Here is a 16,922-nt window from a genome sequence, read left to right as displayed (position 1 = left end):
ACGAGGTGTGCTACCAACTGGCCTTGCGCACACCGGGCAGGACCCCGGCGTGGGCCTGCCGGCGCACACCGATGCGGGAGAGCCCGAAGGCCCGCAGGTAGCCGCGCGGGCGGCCGTCGACCGCGTCGCGGTTGCGGACCCGGGTGGCGCTGGCGTCGCGCGGCTGGCGCTGCAACTCGGCCTGCGCGGCGAGACGGTGCTCGGGCGAGGTCGCCGGGGAGGCGATCAGTCGCTTGAGCTCGGCGCGGCGCTCGGCGTACCGGGCGACGATCACGCGGCGCTGCTCGTTCTTGGCGATCTTGCTGCGCTTGGCCATCAGACCTTCCCTCCCCGGGCGCGCACGACGGCGACGGCCTTCTCGATGCCGAGCTTGTCGACGGTCTTGATGCCCTTGGCGCTGAGCGTCAGGCGGACGAACCGGCCCTCGCTCGGCAGCCAGTAGCGCTTGGTCTGGATGTTGGGGTCGAAGCGGCGCCGGGTGCGGCGGTGCGAGTAGGAGATGGCGTTGCCGAACCCGGGCTTGCGGCCCGTGAGTTGGCAGTGGGCGGACATGGCGACTCCGTGCCGGTGAGGACAGCGGCGGCAGGCGGGCCGGCCCGTGGGGATGCCGCCGCTGCCGCGAATGGTGAGCCGACACTAGCACTAGATGAAAACGAAAACCATTACGTTATGGTGGGGCTCGCACCCGGGGCCCACACCCGGCCCGACACACCTTCCAGCGCCGATACGGCCTCACCGGCTCCAAGCCCGGCACAGCGAGCCGACGCACACCGGCTCGCCCGGTACCCCAAGGAGGAATGAGTTGACCCCGCAGGGCGATCCCCGCCCACTGCCCGTCACCGTGCTCGGCGGCCTCGCCACCGGCCTCCGGGACTGCGTCGCCGACCTGGCGCGCATCGAGGTCCCGGGCCTCGCGGTGCTCGCCGTGAGGGTCGGCTCCGACGGCCGTACGGTCGCCTGGCAGGTGTACGAACGCCGCGGACCGGTCGGCGGGGGCACGCTGACGCCGGCGCGGCCGTGCGCCTCCGACGCACTGCCGCCGGCCCTGCTCGCCGTGCTGCTGCGCCTGGCGCGCACCGCCCGCTACCGGCGCCTGCTGCTCACCCTGCCACCGGGCATGGCACCCGACCTGGTCGCCCTGGATATGGGGGAAGGGCACGTCTGTGGGCAGGCACTCGCCGACCATCTGCACATGGACACGGTCGCCGCCTGCGTCGACCTGTCGCGACTCGAGAACGATCTCGGCAGCGGCGACCGGCTCCTGGACCGGGGACTGGCCATCGGGCCCGCAGACCGGCGCACCGTCGCCGAGACCGCCGCCGGCCACCTCGCGAGTGCCGGCACCGTGGTGACCTCGGACGCACACGACCCCGATCCCGCCGCCTCCGCACGCGCCGTCGCCCTGGTGAACCACCTCTCCGCGTGCCACTCGATGGCCCACATCTGCCACGACCCGCTGACCGGCGCCCTCTGGACGCCCAACCTCTCGGCGCTGATCGGCCAGAACCGCTTCGACCCCGACGACGTACGGGACCGGCACGGCCCATTGCCCGTCCCCCGGCAGCCGCGCGCACCGGAGTTCGGCGTCCGCACCACGTACTGGTCGTCCCGCCGACCCCTGCACGCACAACGCTTGTACGACGCCCTGCCACAGATCTGCCCAAGCGCCATTCGCGGACGCGGGCACCTGTGGCTCGCCAACCGGCCCCGGTCCATCCACCGGTGGGAGTCCGCCGGCGAGCACCTGGCCATCCAGACCGCCGGCACCTGGCTGCCCGAGCAGGACGACACGGCATGGCGAACGGCCTCGGCCGAGCGACGCACGTTCGCCGCGCTGTTCTGGCACCCCTACTACGGCGAGCGCCGCTGCGAACTGACCTTCACCGGCATCGACCTCGACGTCCCCTCGCTCCACGAGCGGCTGAACGACTGCCTGCTCACCGACGCCGAACTCGCCCTCGGCGTGGAGCACTGGCAGCTGTCCGACGACCCCTTCGCCGCAACCCTCGACACCGACCCGCCATCGCCCTGACCTCCGACGATCACGACGCCCGGCCTGACACGGACTCAGCGGACGGCCACGTGGACGCAGCTCGGGCCGCTCCCGCAGGTTCGTTCAGATCACATACATGACTGCCGACGACACCAGTCACCCCTCGTCGTCACCAACTGCGGGACAGAGCCGTTCACGGGACACGTCCATCCCTCGAATGACGCGACCACGATCGCGAGGGTCGAACGCGGGTTGTCCATACGTACCGGTGTCACCGAGTTGCCGACCGGACAGGTGCCCGTGCCCGTGACCTTCGAAAGGGATTCAGCGTTGATCCGGCGTGACCTACGCATCGTTTGACGGGACGACAGCTGGTTCATTCACTTCGATGTGTGGCCTGGCCCCGGTCTCTGCATGCGGAGAGGAGCACACGTGGCGCTGACCCGTGACGAACGCGAGGGGTTCCTGGCGGAGCCTCGTGTCGCTGCCCTGTCGGTCGATGCAGGGGAAGGGCGCGGTCCGCTGATCGTCCCGATCTGGTACCGGTACGGGCCCGGTGGCGATGTCAGGGTGATGACCGATGTGGGCTGCCGCAAGGCGCTGCTCATCGAGAAGGCCGGACGCTTCAGCCTGATGGTCGAATGTACGGAGCCGCGGGTCCGCTATGTCTCCGTCGAGGGGCCGGTGGTCCGCACGTCGCCCGGGTCGATCGAGCTGCTCCGCGAAGTGGCGGCCCACTACCTCCCTCCCGAGCTGGTCGATCGCTGCGTCGAGATCGCGACAGCGAGGTACAGCGGCGAGCGCGTGGTCTTCCACATGGCCCCCGAGAGGTGATTGAGCAGGGACCTCAGCGCGCCATGACCAGGCCGGAGGAGGACGGGCCCGGAGCCCGGTTCGGACCGTAGCCGCGGTCTTGGTGCAGGCGGTTCGGGCCCTCTGGTGTACATGTGGGGCGCCGAAGGCGGCAAGCCCGGCAACGGAGTCACCAGCGTCCGAGAACTCGATCACGTGCCCGGGGTCACCGTAAGTGCCGACCAGGCCGATGACCTCGACCTCGATGCCCGTCTCCTCGCGCACCTCGCGAACGACGGCACCCGGGAGGTTCTCACCGATCTCGAGGCCCCCGCCCGGCATCCCCCACCGGCCGTTGTCCGAGCGCCGTTCGAGAAGCAGTGCCACGCACCGCCAACCCCCACCTGCTCATCACCCAGCAGACCGCCAGCACCACCAACCCAGTCAGTCGAACCCCGGGGCCGCCTTGCCCGGAGCCGGGAGGGCCGGCACCTGATCGACTGGGACCGTCGATGCGCTCGGCGGCATACTGGCGGGATGAGCTTCGGGGTGGGGTCCGGCGAGAGCAACTGGGGTGGCGGGGTGCTCCAGGAGACGTTGGGGCGTGTGGCGGAGGGCCTCGGGGTCGTCTTGCCTGAGCCGGACGGGCAGTGGAGCGGCATGGCGGTGTACGTCGACGCGGGGCTCGGCCGGCGGGTGTCGGTGCGTCCGGCCGGCGAGCAGCGGCGTGCCTTCTGGGTGTATCTCCACAGCAACGGCCGGCGCCTGGCCTGCGGGTGGACCGCCGATCCGGCCGAGGTGGTCAGGGCGGCGGTGGCCTGGACCGGCGGAGCGGGGCTCGAGGAGACCAAGGAGCAGGCTCCGTGCATCGAGTTCCGCCCTTGGGCCCTCGCGCACGAGCGGGAGCCGCTCGGTGTTGTCGAGTTGGCCTGGTGCCTCAAGCTCGACAGCATCCACATGCCGCCGATGAACCGGTTCCCGCGCGTGCATGCGCTGTTGGCGGCCGCGTACACCCAGCCGGTGCTCCGCCAACTGATGCCGGTGACCAGCCACTTCAACCTCTGGTTCTCCACCAGTACCACGGCGCGATGGAATACGACACGGGTCGGGTACATGATCTGGCCGCACGATGAGGGGTTCTACGGGGTACGGAACCGGAGCGAGTTGCTCGCGCGCTTCGAGACGCCGGAGGAGGCCGTCGCCTTCGTGGTCGCCGTCCTGCCGGCGGGAATCGGGCCGGCACGTTAAAAGGGTTGTTTCCCCACTCGGAGCGCTGGTTGCCGTGGGCCGGGATGCCGCCGGCGTCCTTGAGCATGCGGGCCAGGTGGAGCTGGTTCCACGTCATGAAGGTCGTGTTGCGGTTCGTGAAGTCGTTCTCCGGGCCGCCCGAGCCGGGGTCCAGGTAGGACGGGCCCGGGCCCGCCTCGCCGACTCAACCGGCGTCGGCCTGTGGTGGGATGACGTAGCCCAGGTGCTGGAGGCTGTAGAGGATGTTGCAAGCCCTTCAGGACTGATCACAGCGCCACCGCCGGTACCCGCTATTGGGGGCGCGGATCACTTCGCAAGCCCTTCGGCCCGTCGAACAGGCTGTCATCGTATGCAACCCGGACACCGCGGCGGCCGGTCCTTGGGCGTCCCTGATGTCCGGCAGCGCAGCTCGCTCGGGTGGACGCTCACGGTGAACGTGCGGCCCTTGTCCTTGCCACCTCACCGGTGTCCTGCTGGAAAGTGCCGGTGTCCGCGGGCCCCGACGCCGGATCAGATGAACCGCCACAGGTGGTCGCTGGTGCCGGAGTCGTCCCAGAGCACGGCCTGCGCTCCCAAGGCGGTGGAGGCACCGGAGATACCGAGGACGCGGCCGCTGTTGGCGCACTGGATCCTGAAGGTGTCCCCACCTCCGTGGCGCAGGCGCCACCGGTGGTCGGTGGCGCCGTTGTCGGTCCACTGGACGATCCGCGCGCCGTTGGCGGTGCCGCCGTTCTCCACGGCGAGGACTTTGCCGCTGTTGGAGTTGCGCAGCCGCAGGTGGCCGCCGGTGTCGAGGGCGGCCGTCCAGAGGTGGTCGGCGGTGCCGTTGTCGTCCCACTGGATGGCGAGGCCGCCGTCGGCGCTGGACATGTCCTTCACTCCGAGGACCCGCCCGCTGGCGACGTTCTGGATCCGCCTGGCACCGACGGGGGCGAACTGCCACTGGCCGGCGGCGGCACCGCTGTCGGGCAGCTGTACGGCTGCGGTGCCCTGGACGGTGGAGCCGCCGGCGATGCCGAGCAGCTTGCCGGTGTGGACGTTCTGGAGCTCGTGGTAGCCGTTGCCGGCGTCGACGACGGTCCACCGGTGGTCGGCGGTGCCCGTGTCGGCCCACTGGAGGATCGGGGCGTTGTCGGCGGTGGACATGTCCTTCACGCCGAGGACCTTGCCGCTGTTGACGTTGCGCAGCCGCAGTGCGGTGCCGTCGACGACGAGGGCCCAGTTGTGGTCGGCGGTGCCGGTGTCGGGCCACTGCAGGGCGAGGCCGCCGTCGGCGGTGGACATGTTCTGGATGCCGAGGACGAGTCCGCTGGCCGCGTTGACCAGACGAAAGCTCGCACCGTCGGTCCGCCAGTAGACGGTGTAGTTGAAGCCCTGGGCGTCGTGGAACGGGCCGAGGTCGACCGTCGCTCCGTCGGCGGTGGCCGTGAAGGCGAGGGCGGTGCTGCTGGTCCGGGTGATCGTGGTGGCGTCCAGGGTCGGGAGGGCGGACAGCGCGGTGCTGCCGTAGTTGCCGGCCAGGACGGCGGGGCCGTACGTGATCGCCGCGACACCGGGGCTGTCGTTGGCGGCTTCGAGTGCCACCCGCATGGGGAGCTCCACGGTGACGGTGTCGCCGGAGACCCAGGACCGGGTGAGGGTGGCGTACGTGCCCGGGGTGGCCGCGACGCTCTGCGCGACGCCGTTGACGCTGACGCTGGCGCCCGAGGTCCACCCAGGGATGCGGACGCGCATGGACCACGTCCCGCCGACGTCGCCGGTGACCTTGAGTGTCGTGGTGTCCTCGGCCGGGAACGCGGTGGTCTGGGTGACCGTGATGCCCCGCTCGGTCCAGTCCAGGACGGACGGGAGGAACAGGTTCACCGTGAGGGTGGTGCCCTCGTGGAAGTAGATGGAGTCCATCAGCTTGGTGTTGGACTCGATACCCGTTCCCTGGCAGCACCAGAACGTGCCGTAGTCGGTGCTCCAGGTGCCGCCGCCCCAGGCCGGGCCCTTGCCCCGGCGGCCGCCCGGGTCGAGGGAGCTGAAGTACGTGATGTGGCCGTGCGGGTCGGCCGGGTTCTGGGCGCCGATGACGTGGTTGAGCAGCGCCTTCTCGTAGAAGTCGAAGTACGAGGCCCGGTCCGGGCTCAGCTGCCACAGCTCCCGGGTCAGCTTGAGCATGTTGTAGGAGTTGCAGAGCTCGCAGGTGTCGTCGGTGAGGTAGCCGGAGATCGCGTTCGCGGCCCGGAAGTGCTCCGCCTGGCTGTTGCCACCGATGGCGTAGGTGTGCGCGCCGGTGGTGATCGCCCAGGCGTTGGCGGCGATGTCGCGGTAGCGGGTCGTCCCGGTGGCCTTGTACTCGCGGACGGCTCCGATCCACTTGGGCACCTGCGTGTTGGCGTGTAGGCCGTCGAGCTGGTCCAGGTTCGCGGCGAGCGGATCGAAGACCGCGGCGTGGTCGAACCGCTGAGCGGTGGTCAACCAGCGTGCGTCACCGGTCTGTTGGTAGAGACCGGCCAACACGTCGTTCATGCCGCCGAACTCGGTGCCCAGCATCGACTGCATCGTGCCGTAGCCGAGCGCGGCGGTGCGGCGGTCGACCCAGCCGGCGAGTGCGAGGAGCACGTCGCGGGCCTGGGTGTTGCCCAGGAGGCGCCACACGTCGAGCAGACCGGCCATGGTCTTGTGGACGCAGTAGTACGGGACGTTGCCGTTGCCCAGCCTGCCCGCTTCGAGGCTGGCGAAGTCGGCCTCGGGGAAGCCCGACAGGTAGCCGGCGGAGAAGCCCGCGGCAGCGTTGTTGGCCTGGCACTTGGCGAGTTCGGCCACCATCCGGTTGGCCTTGTCGCGGCAGACGGTGTCCCCGAGCGCGGCGGCGGCCTGGGCCCACGCCGAGAGGAAGTGGCCCTGCACGTGGGTGCGGAACGGGAACCCCGGGTCGTCCCAACCCCCGTTCGTGGCAGCCGCGTTGGTGGATAGCCGGTGGTTGGCGCGGAAGTTGTACAGCAGGCGGTCGACGTCGACGAAGCGGAGGTAGGCCAGGGTGCGGTTCTGGTTGTCGAGCCATCGGCTGCTGGTGAGCCGGACCTGACCCAGCTCGAACGGGACTGTCGACACTCCGACGTCGGACCTGACCGGTCCCGTCTGCGCCGCGGCGGAGACGGGACCGAGGGCGGGGCCGGCGGCGGCCACGGCCGCGACGCCGGTCGCCTTGAACATGGCACGGCGACTGAAGGGGCGAGCCTGCATGGCGAACTCCACGGTGTGTAAGAGAAGAGAACGGGGAGTGCAGCGGCCAAGGAATCCACACACAAGGGCTGTTCGGCTCCAACCGGCTACCGCAGGCGCGGCGCCCGCCCGCCCGCCTGTTACAAGAGTGTTAACGCTCACAAATAGCGTGTCAATACTTTCGACGGGCAGTGCCGGCAACGTCGCTGCGGCACAACTGTCCTGCATCCCCGCCGTCCGAGCTTTCCCGCCCCCACCAACCTCGGGAATCTCTTCACCCGTCACGTCGGCACCTGCCCCGGCACCTTCCGCCGCGTCCGCCAAGGCCAGTAGCAGTTCCGTGAAGGCCAATTGGCGCGCGCGGCCGATGCTGTCGAAAGCGATTCGACAGTCCTTCGAGGGCGATTCGACAGTCAGCAGGTGAAAGAAGTGTGTCCCCCTGCACAGAGCCTTGCTGTGCTGAGTCCCCGTCATTATTACTGTCTACAGACGCAAGCGCTTCGACCCTTCGCACCTGCGTCGGGCGAGCCCGGTGCTTGCGAGCAAGGGGACCGAGCACCGTTCCCGCAATTCCTGAGCGCGCCACCTCGGACGGGGCTGAGCCGCGCCCGTCCCGAGCCCGGACCCGCCGGCGAGCGACACCTCGCTGCGCCGGACCCCGCCACCAGACCGGGGAGTCCGGAACAACCCATCGCCGTCCTTGGAGGGACACATGAGATGGCACACCCGTAAATCCATCAGCAGCAAGTCAGCCGGGTCCGGTCGGCTGGTCCTTGTCGTCGCCGTGATCGCCGGGTTCCTGAGCCTCGCGTCTCCGGCGCAGGCCCAGGTGTCCTCGACCTGCGACAAGGGGGGTCAGTACACCCAGGGCAGCTGGACGATCTACAACAACATCTGGGGCCAGAACGCCGGTTGGCAGTGCCAGACCGTCAACAGCATCAAGTCCTGGTACGTCGACGCCGACCACTCCGGCGGCGGGATCAAGTCCTACCCGAACACCTCGGTCCGACCCCGGACGCCGCTGTCGCAGTTGAACTCGGCGGGCTTCTGGTTCAACACGTCGTCGGCTCCCGTCTCCGGCAGTGACTGGTGGAACTGGACGAGCGACTTCTGGTCGACCGGCAACCAGGACGAGATCATGGTCTTCACCAGCTGGTCCGGGACGGCAGGCGGCTGGGGACGGCAGATCGCGTCCAACGTGACCATCGGCGGCATCCAGTACGCGTCGGTCTGGCAGGCCGATCCCGGCTGGAACGTCCTGCAGCTCATCCCCGCTCAGCAGAGCAACACCGGCACCATCGACGCCTCGGCGGTCTGGCGATGGGCCGCGTCGCAGCACCTCCTGCGCAACACCGACTTCGACACGATGCAGTTCGGCATCGAGATCACCTCGACCAGCGGCATGCAGAAGCGGTACTCGCTGAACTCCTACAGCGCCTGGTGGAACAACACCTCCGGCGGCGGATCGAACATCTAGCCGCACGACGCGCGACCCGACGGTGCACTCCGTCCGCGTATAGGGACGGCGCCGGAGCGATTCCCGACGCGCACCTTTCCGCACCGCAACACCCAGTGGCCGCCCGTCGACGACGGGCGGCCACATGCGCCGCACGTCCACGTGGCAGAGGCTGAGGGCCTTGGCCACGTGGGCGCCAGATCATGGGCAAAGCCCCAGGCCAGAGGCCTGGGGCTGGCCTTTTGCGTGCCCGGTTCCCGCTGCGGGTGGCCGATCGGCGGGTCCGGCACCCCCGCGCACGCCGGAACCGGACCGGCCGGACCGTCACGCACGGTGACGCCGAGTCCGTCGGCGCGGCGTTCATCACGATCAGGTTTCAGCCACCGGCTCAAGGCTTGCCCTACGGGCGTGTAATCGATTCCAATCGTGGGAACGCGTTGATGTAATCGATTCCACGAGGAGGTGGGACGGCTGTGACGAGCATCAAGGACGTCGCCGCCGAGGCAGGCGTGTCCGTCGCCACTGTCTCGCGTGTCCTGAATGAGCACCCTTCGGTGAGCGAGGACGCGAGGGCGCGGGTGCTGGCCGCCGTTGCGTCGCTCGGGTACCGGCCCAACGCCGTGGCGCGGTCGCTGCGCACCGATCAGACCCGCACCCTGGGCCTCGTGATCAGCGATGTGCTGAATCCGTACTTCACCGAGCTCGCACGGTCCGTCGAGGAAGAGGCGCGGGCGCTGGGGTACAGCGTGATCATCGGGAACGCCGACGAGCGGCCGGAACTGCAGGACCACCACGTACGGACGCTTCTGGACCGCCGTATCGACGGGCTGCTGGTCTCGCCCACCGACGGCGGGTCGCCGCTCATGCTGGACGCCGCCCGGGCCGGGACACCGATGGTGTTCGTGGACCGGTGGATCCCCGGCGTCGACGTGCCGGTGGTGCGGGCGGACGGGCGGGGTGCCGTACGGGATCTCGTCCTGCACCTGCACCGGCTGGGGCACCGGCGGCTGGCGATCATCGCCGGGCCGGCGGCGACCACGACCGGGCGGGAGCGTGTGGAGGCGTTCCGCGAGGCGATGGAGGAGTGCGGCCTCGACCTGCCGGGCCGGTACATCGGCCAAGGCGACTTCCAGGCCGACAGCGGCCGACGGGCGACCGAGCGATTCCTCGACCTCGCCGAGCCCCCGCAGGTCGTGTTCGCGGCGGACAACCTGATGGCGCTGGGCGCCCTGGACGCCGTACGCGCCCGTGGTCTGCGGGTGCCGGACGACATCGCGCTCGCCGCGTTCGACGACATCCGCTGGTTCGTGCACACGGACCCGCCGATCACCGCGATCGCCCAGCCCACGGGCGAACTGGGCCGGGCCGCCGTGCGCGCGCTCGTGGACCGCATCGAGGGGCGGGAGCCACGATCCGTGACGCTCCCCGCCCGTCTCGTCGTTCGCCGCTCGTGCGGCGAGAACGCCGCTACGAACGAGAACGCTACGAACGAGAACGCAACGAACGAGACCCCCGCAACGAACAGGAGCCAGTCGTGAGCAACGCGGACGAGTTGCTGCGCATCGAGGGCATCCGGAAGACCTTCCCCGGGGTGGTCGCACTGGACCGCGTCGACTTCGACCTGCGGCGGGGCGAGGTCCATGTGCTGCTCGGTGAGAACGGCGCGGGAAAGAGCACCCTGATCAAGATGCTCTCCGGTGCCCACGCACCCGACGAGGGCCGCATCCTGGTCGGTGGTGAGGAGGTCCGCATCCATGGTGCGCAGGACTCCCAGCGACTCGGGATCGCCACCATCTACCAGGAGTTCAACCTCGTCCCCGATCTGACGGTCGCCGAGAACATCTTCCTGGGGCGCCAGCCGCGCCGGTTCGGGATGATCGACCGGAAGAAGATGGAGGCGGACGCCTCGGAGCTTCTGGAGCGCGTCGGCGTCAGCGTGTCGCCCCGCGCGCGGGTGCGCGAACTCGGCATCGCGCGCCTGCAGATGGTCGAGATCGCGAAGGCGCTGAGCCTGGACGCGCGGGTTCTGATCATGGACGAGCCGACGGCCGTGCTGACCTCCGAGGAGGTCGAGAAGCTGTTCGTGATCGTGCGCACGCTGCGCGAGGACGGCGTCGGGATCGTCTTCATCACGCACCACCTGGAGGAGATCGCCGCCCTCGGGGACCGGGTCACGGTCATCCGGGACGGCAAGTCGGTCGGACAGGTGCCCGCCTCCACGCCGGAGGAGGAGCTCGTCCGGCTGATGGTGGGCCGGTCCATCGAGCAGCAGTACCCGCGCGAGCGGGCCGTGCCGGGCACCGCGCTGCTGTCCGTGGAGGGACTGTCCCGGGACGGTGTCTTCCACGACGTCAGCTTCGAGGTGCGGGCCGGCGAGGTCGTCGGCGTCGCGGGGCTGGTCGGGGCGGGCCGTACCGAGGTGGTCCGGGCCGTCTTCGGGGCCGACCCGTACGACCGCGGTACGGTCCGCGTCTGCGGGGCTTCCCTGAAGCGGCACGACATCGGCGCCGCCATGACCGCGGGGATCGGGCTGGTGCCCGAGGACCGCAAGGGTCAGGGGCTCGTGCTCGACCAGTCGGTCGAGGAGAACCTCGGACTCGTCACCCTCAAGTCCGCGACCAGAGCCGGAATCGTCGACCTCAAGGGTCAGCACGACTCCGCCGCGCGGATCGCCGGGCAACTCGGCGTCCGGATGGCGGGGCTCGGTCAGCAGGTGCGCACGCTGTCCGGCGGCAACCAGCAGAAGGTCGTCATCGGCAAGTGGCTCCTGGCCGACACCAAGGTGCTGATCCTCGACGAGCCCACGCGCGGCATCGACGTCGGCGCCAAGGTCGAGATCTACCAGCTCGTCAACGAACTGACGGCGGCCGGGGCCGCCGTACTCATGATCTCCAGCGATCTGCCCGAGGTGCTCGGGATGAGCGACCGGGTGCTGGTGATGGCCCAGGGCCGGATCGCGGGCGAGTTGTCCGCCGACGAGGCCACGCAGGACGCGGTCATGTCGCTGGCCGTGAGCAATCCCACTACCGAACTGGAGGCCTCCCGTGGCCGCTGAAACGCTCACGAGCGGTACGGGCGCCGGTGGCGCCGCGGCGTTGCGCCGTCTGCTGCTCGACAACGGCGCGCTGACCGCGCTGATCGTCCTCGTCATCGCCATGTCGGCGCTGTCGGGCGACTTCCTCACCACCGACAACCTGCTCAACGTCGGCGTCCAGGCGGCCGTGACCGCCGTCCTCGCCTTCGGCGTCACCTTCGTGATCGTCTCGGCGGGCATCGACCTGTCGGTCGGTTCGGTGGCCGCGCTGTCGGCGACCGTGCTGGCGTGGAGCGCCACGGCACACGGAGTGCCGGTGGTCGTCGCGGTGCTGCTGGCGCTGGCGACGGGTGTGGCCGCCGGCCTGGTGAACGGCTTCCTGATCTCGTACGGCAAGCTGCCGCCGTTCATCGCGACGCTCGCGATGCTGTCGGTGGGGCGTGGTCTGGCGCTGGTGATCTCGGACGGATCGCCGATCGCGTTCCCGGGCTCGATCTCCCACCTGGGTGACACGCTCGGCGGGTGGCTGCCGGTGCCGGTGCTCGTCATGGTGGTCATGGGGCTCATCGCGGCGTTCGTGCTCGGCCGTACGTACATCGGCCGCTCGATGTACGCCATCGGCGGCAACGAGGAAGCGGCCCGGCTCTCGGGTCTGCGGGTGCCCAGGCAGAAGCTCGCGATCTACGCGCTGTCCGGTGTGTTCGCCGCGGTCGCCGGTGTCGTCCTGGCCTCCCGGCTCTCCTCCGCGCAGCCGCAGGCCGCCACCGGGTACGAGCTGGACGCCATCGCCTCCGTCGTCATCGGCGGCGCCTCCCTCGCCGGGGGTACGGGCAAGGCGTCGGGGACGCTGATCGGCGCGCTCATCCTCGCGGTGCTGCGCAACGGGCTGAACCTGCTGAACGTCTCCGCGTTCTGGCAGCAGGTCGTCATCGGTGTCGTCATCGCCCTGGCGGTGCTGCTCGACACGGTGCGGCGCAAGGCCGGGGCCGCTCCCACGGCGATCGGGGCGCCCGGCGGCGGGAGGGGCAAGCAGGTCGCCACCTACGGGCTCGCGGCCGTCGTGGCGGTGGCGATCGTGGGTGCGACGTCGTTCCTGCACAACGGTCCGAAGTCCGGCACTCAGAAGATCGGGCTCTCGCTCTCCACGCTCAACAATCCGTTCTTCGTGCAGATCCGGTCGGGTGCGCAGGCCGAGGCGAAGAAGCTGGGGGTGGACCTGACGGTCACCGACGCGCAGAACGACGCCTCGCAGCAGGCCAACCAGTTGCAGAACTTCACCAGTTCGGGGCTCGGGGCGATCGTCGTCAATCCGGTGGACTCCGACGCCGCGAGCAACCCGGTGGCGGCCGCGGGCAAGGCGAAGATCCCGGTCATCGCCGTCGACCGCGGCGTCAACAACGCCGACGTGAACGCGCTGGTCGCCTCCGACAACGTCGCCGGCGGTGAGCAGGCGGCGAAGAGCATCGCCGAGAAGCTCGGGGGCAGCGGGAAGATCGTGATCCTCCAGGGGCTGGCCGGTACCTCCGCGGCGCGCGAGCGGGCCGAGGGCTTCGCCAAGGGACTCGCGGCGTACCCGGGGATCGAGGTCGTCGCTCAGCAGCCGGCCGACTTCGACCGGACCAAGGGGCTCGACGTCATGTCGAACCTGCTCCAGGCACACCCGGACGTCCAGGGTGTCATCGCCGCGAACGACGAGATGGCGCTCGGCGCGGTGAAGGCGCTCGGGTCCAAGGCCGGCGATTCCGTGCAGGTCGTCGGTTTCGACGGAACCCCCGACGGGCTGAAGGCGGTCGAGCAGGGGACGCTGTACGCGTCCGTGGCCCAGCAGCCGTCGCAGCTCGGGAAGATCGCCGTGGACAACGCGGTCAAGGCGATCAAGGGCGAGAAGGTCGAGGAGACCATCAAGGTGCCGGTGAAGGTGGTCACGAAGGAGACCGTGGCCGGGTTCACCGGCTGAGACGGGGAAGGGGTGGCCGGAGTGCCCGCGGAAGCGGGGCTCCGGCTGCCCTGTTTCGGATTTCTGATTGGGGAGTTTCATGTACGACTACGACGTGTTGGTCGTCGGGTCGGCCAACGTCGACCTCGTGATCGGTGTCGAGCGCAGGCCCGGGGCCGGGGAGACGGTGCTCGGCTCGGACCTCGCCGTCCATCCCGGCGGCAAGGGGGCCAACCAGGCGGTCGCCGCCGCGCGGCTCGGGGCGCGCACGGCGCTGCTCGCGCGGGTCGGGGACGATGCGAACGGGCGGCTGCTGCTGGAGTCGCAGCGGAACGCGGGGGTCGACACCGAGGGCGTCCTGGTGGGCGGGGCCCCGACCGGCGTCGCGCTGATCACCGTCGACCCGTCGGGCGACAACAGCATCGTGGTGTCGCCTGGCGCGAACGGGCGGCTCACGCCGGAGGACGTCCGGGCCGCCGGGCCCCTGTTCCACGCCTCGCGGGTGGTCTCGACGCAGCTGGAGATCCCGTTGGAGTCGGTCGTGGAGGTCGTGCGGCAACTGCCGCCCGGCACGAGGTTCGTGTTGAACCCCTCTCCGCCGCGGGCGCTGCCGGCCGAGGTCCTGGCGGCCTGCGACCCGCTGATCGTCAACGAGCACGAGGCCCGGGTGATCCTGGGCGGCGAGGCCACCGGCGACGATCCCGCCGAATGGGCACGGGAGTTGCTCGCGAGCGGCCCCAAATCGGTCGTGGTGACGCTCGGTGCGGATGGTGCGTTGGTCGCGTCCGCCGAGGAGAAGGTCGTGCGGGTGGCGTCGGTGAAGGTCGACGCCGTCGACACGACGGGCGCCGGTGATTCCTTCACGGCCGCGCTGGCCTGGAAGTTGGGTGCGGGGGCATCGCTCGCGGAGGCAGCCGCGTACGCCGCCCGGGTGGGCGCCGTCGCCGTGACGCGGCGGGGGGCCCAGGAGTCGTTCCCCACCGCCGCGGAGGTCGAGGCGTTGTGAAGAAGGGCGGGATTCTGAATCGCCATCTCGCCGGAGCCATCGCCGGGTTGGGGCACGGTGACCGGGTGCTCGTGTGTGACGCGGGGATGCCGGTTCCGGACGGGCCCCGGGTGGTCGACCTCGCCTTCCGGGCGGGGATCCCGTCGTTCGAGGACGTACTGGCCGGGCTCCTCGACGAGTTGGTGATCGAGGGGGCGCAGGCGGCGCAGGAGGTCCGGGAGGCGAACCCCGCCGCGGACGGGTTGCTGACCGGCTCCTTCGCCGGGCTGGAGTACGTGCCGCACGAAACGCTGAAGGAGCTGAGTGCGGGGGCGCGCTTGGTGGTGCGGACCGGGGAAGCCCGGCCGTACGCGAACGTGCTGCTGCGGTGCGGAGTGTTCTTCTGACTGACGCCGGGGCGCGGCTCGTCACCCAGGCCGTCCAGTCTGCGCTGCCGTAGCAGGCGATGGCACGGGCCCGGGTGCGTCGCAGGTGTAGGCGGCCGGGTCGAAGCGGCTCAGCTGCCGGATGAGCCGCCCGGTGGACCAGGGCCAGGCGAAGGTGTTTCGCCCGCTCGGGCTGAAGTAGTAGCTGGTGCAGCCGCCGGAGTTGTACACGGTGGTCCGTAACGCCTCCTGCACCGCCGCATTGTGTGCGGCCTGCGCGGCGGCCCGGACCTCCAGGACCCGCCGGCCGTCGCGGTCGAGGTGGGCCAGGGCGTCGGTGAGGTAGGCCAGTTGGGCTTCCAGGACGGTGATCGCGGAGGTGGAGCCCCCGAGCAGGTTGGGGCCCAGCAGTAGGAAGAGGTTGGGGAAGCCGCTGACGGTGGTCCCCAGGTACGCCTGCGGTTCGCCGTCCCAGGCGTCGTGCAGCGTCCGGCCGCCGCTGCCGTACAGGCTCCGGGCGAGCGGCGGCTCGCCCACGCGGAAGCCGGTGGCCGTGACGAGGACGTCCGACCGGGCGGTAGTGCCGTCGGCGCCGACGACCTCGTTGCCTCGCACGGCTGCCACGGCGGTGGGGTGCACGTGGACGTGTGGCTGGGCGAGCGCCCGGTAGAAGGTGCTGGAGGTCAGCAGGCGCTTGCAGCCCAGTCGGTAGGTGGGCGTGAGCGCCTGGCGCAGCAACCGGTCACGGACCGCGAGCCGCAGGTGTGCACGCGCGCCCGTCTCCAGCAGGCGGGCGAGGCGCGGGTGGCGGAAGGCGTAGCCGAAGCCCTCCTGCAGCACGTACTGCCCGGCGCGCAGTGCGTTGCGGGAACGGGGCAGGTGGTCCAGCAGCCAGTTGGCCGCCGCGGGCACCGGCAGGTCGGGCTTGGGAAGCACCCACTGGGCGGTTCGCTGGAAGAGGTGCACGGCGGCCGCTCGGGAGGCGATGGCCGGGACGAGCTGCACGGCGGAGGCGCCGGTGCCCACCACGCTCACCCGACGCCCCGTCAGGTCGATGCTCTGGTCCCACTGGGCGGTATGGAGCACCGGCCCGCTGAACTCCTCGACCCCGGGGACGTCGAGGTGGCGCGGGATGTGCCACGGTCCGGTGGCCAGGACCAGCACCTCGGCACTATACGGCCCTTTGCTGGTCTCCAGCAGCCAGCGCCCGGCCACCGGATCCCACCGGGCTCCGCGCACCTGGACGCCGAAGCGCAGCACCTCGCCGAGCCCGTGCCGCTCGGCTGTCGCCCGCAGGTAGGCGTGGATCTCCTGCTGCCCGGCGAACAGCCGGCTCCAGGCGGTGTCCGGAGTGAACGAGTAGCTGTAGAGCGTCGAGGGCACATCGCAGGCGCAGCCCGGGTAGGTGTTCTCCCGCCAGGTGCCCCCGAGTTGCGCCGCCTTTTCCAGCACGAGGAGATCGCGCACCCCCGCCTGGCGCAGCCGGATGGCGGCGCCGATGCCCGAGAACCCCGCGCCGACCACGAGGACGCGCACATCTCTCCTGGGCCGGGTGTCCTGAGTCGGGATGACGGCGCCGGTTCGCAGGCCGGTCACGTTCATGGGTGCCTTCTGACTTCCGCAGCAACAGGACGAACCGGCGTGGAAAACACCGGAGTTGTTCCTGGAGAACGGAAGAGGAGGCCGGGAGGTCACTCCTTGATGGATGATCCGTGGTCGGCGCCTCTCAGCGCTCGAGCAGTCCCTCACGATCCGCGTGATCCGTGCGCTGGATCTCCCTGTAGATCGTCGCGACGCCGCCCGCGCCGCAACCGCCAAGAACGGCACGGACGGCGGCCGGGGCAGGCCCACCGCCAGGAAGGTCGCCCCGAAGCGCGGAAAG

General features: G+C 70.4%; 13 protein-coding genes and 2 pseudogenes. 9 read left to right on the top strand and 6 right to left on the bottom strand.

The annotated features are described in order from the left end of the window. Nucleotides 1-10 precede the first annotated feature (10 nt). Both rpsN and rpmB read right to left on the bottom strand, forming a co-directional pair. On the bottom strand, nucleotides 11-316 hold the full coding sequence (gene rpsN / locus ACFVSN_RS17530; RefSeq protein ID WP_387955816.1) for a 30S ribosomal protein S14: 306 nt from the start codon (nucleotides 314-316) through the stop codon (nucleotides 11-13). Then, a complete protein-coding gene (gene rpmB, locus ACFVSN_RS17525) occupies nucleotides 316-552 on the bottom strand; it encodes a 50S ribosomal protein L28 (protein WP_387955814.1) in 237 nt (78 codons plus the stop codon). Before rpmB ends, rpsN begins: the two co-directional genes overlap by 1 nt. A 250-nt stretch (nucleotides 553-802) precedes the next feature. On the opposite strand from rpmB, the gene ACFVSN_RS17520 reads away from it, so the two are divergent. Together ACFVSN_RS17520 and ACFVSN_RS17515 are read left to right on the top strand one after the other, a co-directional pair. Beyond that, entirely contained in the window at nucleotides 803-2,032 is a 1,230-nt protein-coding gene (locus ACFVSN_RS17520) for a GTP-binding protein (protein WP_387955812.1), read from the top strand. A 393-nt stretch (nucleotides 2,033-2,425) separates the two neighbouring features. Further along, nucleotides 2,426-2,827: a pyridoxamine 5'-phosphate oxidase family protein gene (locus ACFVSN_RS17515; protein ID WP_387955810.1), complete on the top strand. Its 402-nt coding sequence runs from the start codon at nucleotides 2,426-2,428 to the stop codon at nucleotides 2,825-2,827. Between the two features lie 156 nt (nucleotides 2,828-2,983). Here ACFVSN_RS17515 and ACFVSN_RS17510 read toward each other — a convergent pair. After that, a pseudogene (locus tag ACFVSN_RS17510) lies at nucleotides 2,984-3,166 on the bottom strand (NUDIX domain-containing protein); the annotation flags it as partial. A 156-nt stretch (nucleotides 3,167-3,322) separates the two neighbouring features. Between ACFVSN_RS17510 and ACFVSN_RS17505 the strand changes: the two are divergent. Continuing rightward, the gene (locus ACFVSN_RS17505) at nucleotides 3,323-4,033 is read left to right on the top strand and encodes a DUF6193 family natural product biosynthesis protein (protein WP_387955808.1); all 711 of its coding nucleotides are present in this window, start codon (nucleotides 3,323-3,325) and stop codon (nucleotides 4,031-4,033) included. 13 nt (nucleotides 4,034-4,046) lie between these two features. Here ACFVSN_RS17505 and ACFVSN_RS17500 read toward each other — a convergent pair. Then, nucleotides 4,047-4,286: pseudogene (locus ACFVSN_RS17500) on the bottom strand (flavodoxin family protein); the annotation flags it as partial. 257 nt (nucleotides 4,287-4,543) lie between these two features. Then, nucleotides 4,544-7,234 (bottom strand): beta-L-arabinofuranosidase domain-containing protein, encoded by a 2,691-nt coding sequence (locus ACFVSN_RS17495; protein ID WP_387956219.1) that lies wholly within the window; start codon nucleotides 7,232-7,234, stop codon nucleotides 4,544-4,546. Between the two features lie 793 nt (nucleotides 7,235-8,027). On the opposite strand from ACFVSN_RS17495, the gene ACFVSN_RS17490 reads away from it, so the two are divergent. From ACFVSN_RS17490 to rbsD, 6 genes are all read left to right on the top strand, one after another. Beyond that, nucleotides 8,028-8,720: a hypothetical protein gene (locus tag ACFVSN_RS17490; RefSeq protein WP_387955806.1), complete on the top strand. Its 693-nt coding sequence runs from the start codon at nucleotides 8,028-8,030 to the stop codon at nucleotides 8,718-8,720. Nucleotides 8,721-9,172: 452 nt separating this feature from the next. Then, on the top strand, nucleotides 9,173-10,237 hold the full coding sequence (locus ACFVSN_RS17485; protein WP_387955804.1) for a LacI family DNA-binding transcriptional regulator: 1,065 nt from the start codon (nucleotides 9,173-9,175) through the stop codon (nucleotides 10,235-10,237). Next, on the top strand, nucleotides 10,234-11,754 hold the full coding sequence (locus tag ACFVSN_RS17480; RefSeq protein ID WP_387955802.1) for a sugar ABC transporter ATP-binding protein: 1,521 nt from the start codon (nucleotides 10,234-10,236) through the stop codon (nucleotides 11,752-11,754). Before ACFVSN_RS17485 ends, ACFVSN_RS17480 begins: the two co-directional genes overlap by 4 nt. Next, entirely contained in the window at nucleotides 11,744-13,690 is a 1,947-nt protein-coding gene (locus ACFVSN_RS17475; RefSeq protein WP_387955800.1) for a substrate-binding domain-containing protein, read from the top strand. Before ACFVSN_RS17480 ends, ACFVSN_RS17475 begins: the two co-directional genes overlap by 11 nt. Before the next feature lie 79 nt (nucleotides 13,691-13,769). Beyond that, nucleotides 13,770-14,675 (top strand): ribokinase, encoded by a 906-nt coding sequence (locus ACFVSN_RS17470; RefSeq protein WP_387955798.1) that lies wholly within the window; start codon nucleotides 13,770-13,772, stop codon nucleotides 14,673-14,675. Then, a complete protein-coding gene (gene rbsD / locus ACFVSN_RS17465; protein ID WP_387955796.1) occupies nucleotides 14,672-15,061 on the top strand; it encodes a D-ribose pyranase in 390 nt (129 codons plus the stop codon). The genes ACFVSN_RS17470 and rbsD overlap by 4 nt, the downstream gene beginning before the upstream one ends. Before the next feature lie 21 nt (nucleotides 15,062-15,082). Here rbsD and ACFVSN_RS17460 read toward each other — a convergent pair whose 3' ends face one another. Next, on the bottom strand, nucleotides 15,083-16,642 hold the full coding sequence (locus tag ACFVSN_RS17460; protein WP_387955794.1) for a flavin-containing monooxygenase: 1,560 nt from the start codon (nucleotides 16,640-16,642) through the stop codon (nucleotides 15,083-15,085). Between the last annotated feature and the right edge of the window lie 280 nt (nucleotides 16,643-16,922).

The sequence above is a fragment of the Kitasatospora sp. NPDC057904 genome (assembly GCF_042887925.1).
Lineage (GTDB): Bacteria > Actinomycetota > Actinomycetes > Streptomycetales > Streptomycetaceae > Kitasatospora.
The sequence above is the reverse complement of the archived record's forward strand: the minus strand, read 5'-3'. Positions and strand labels throughout refer to the sequence as shown.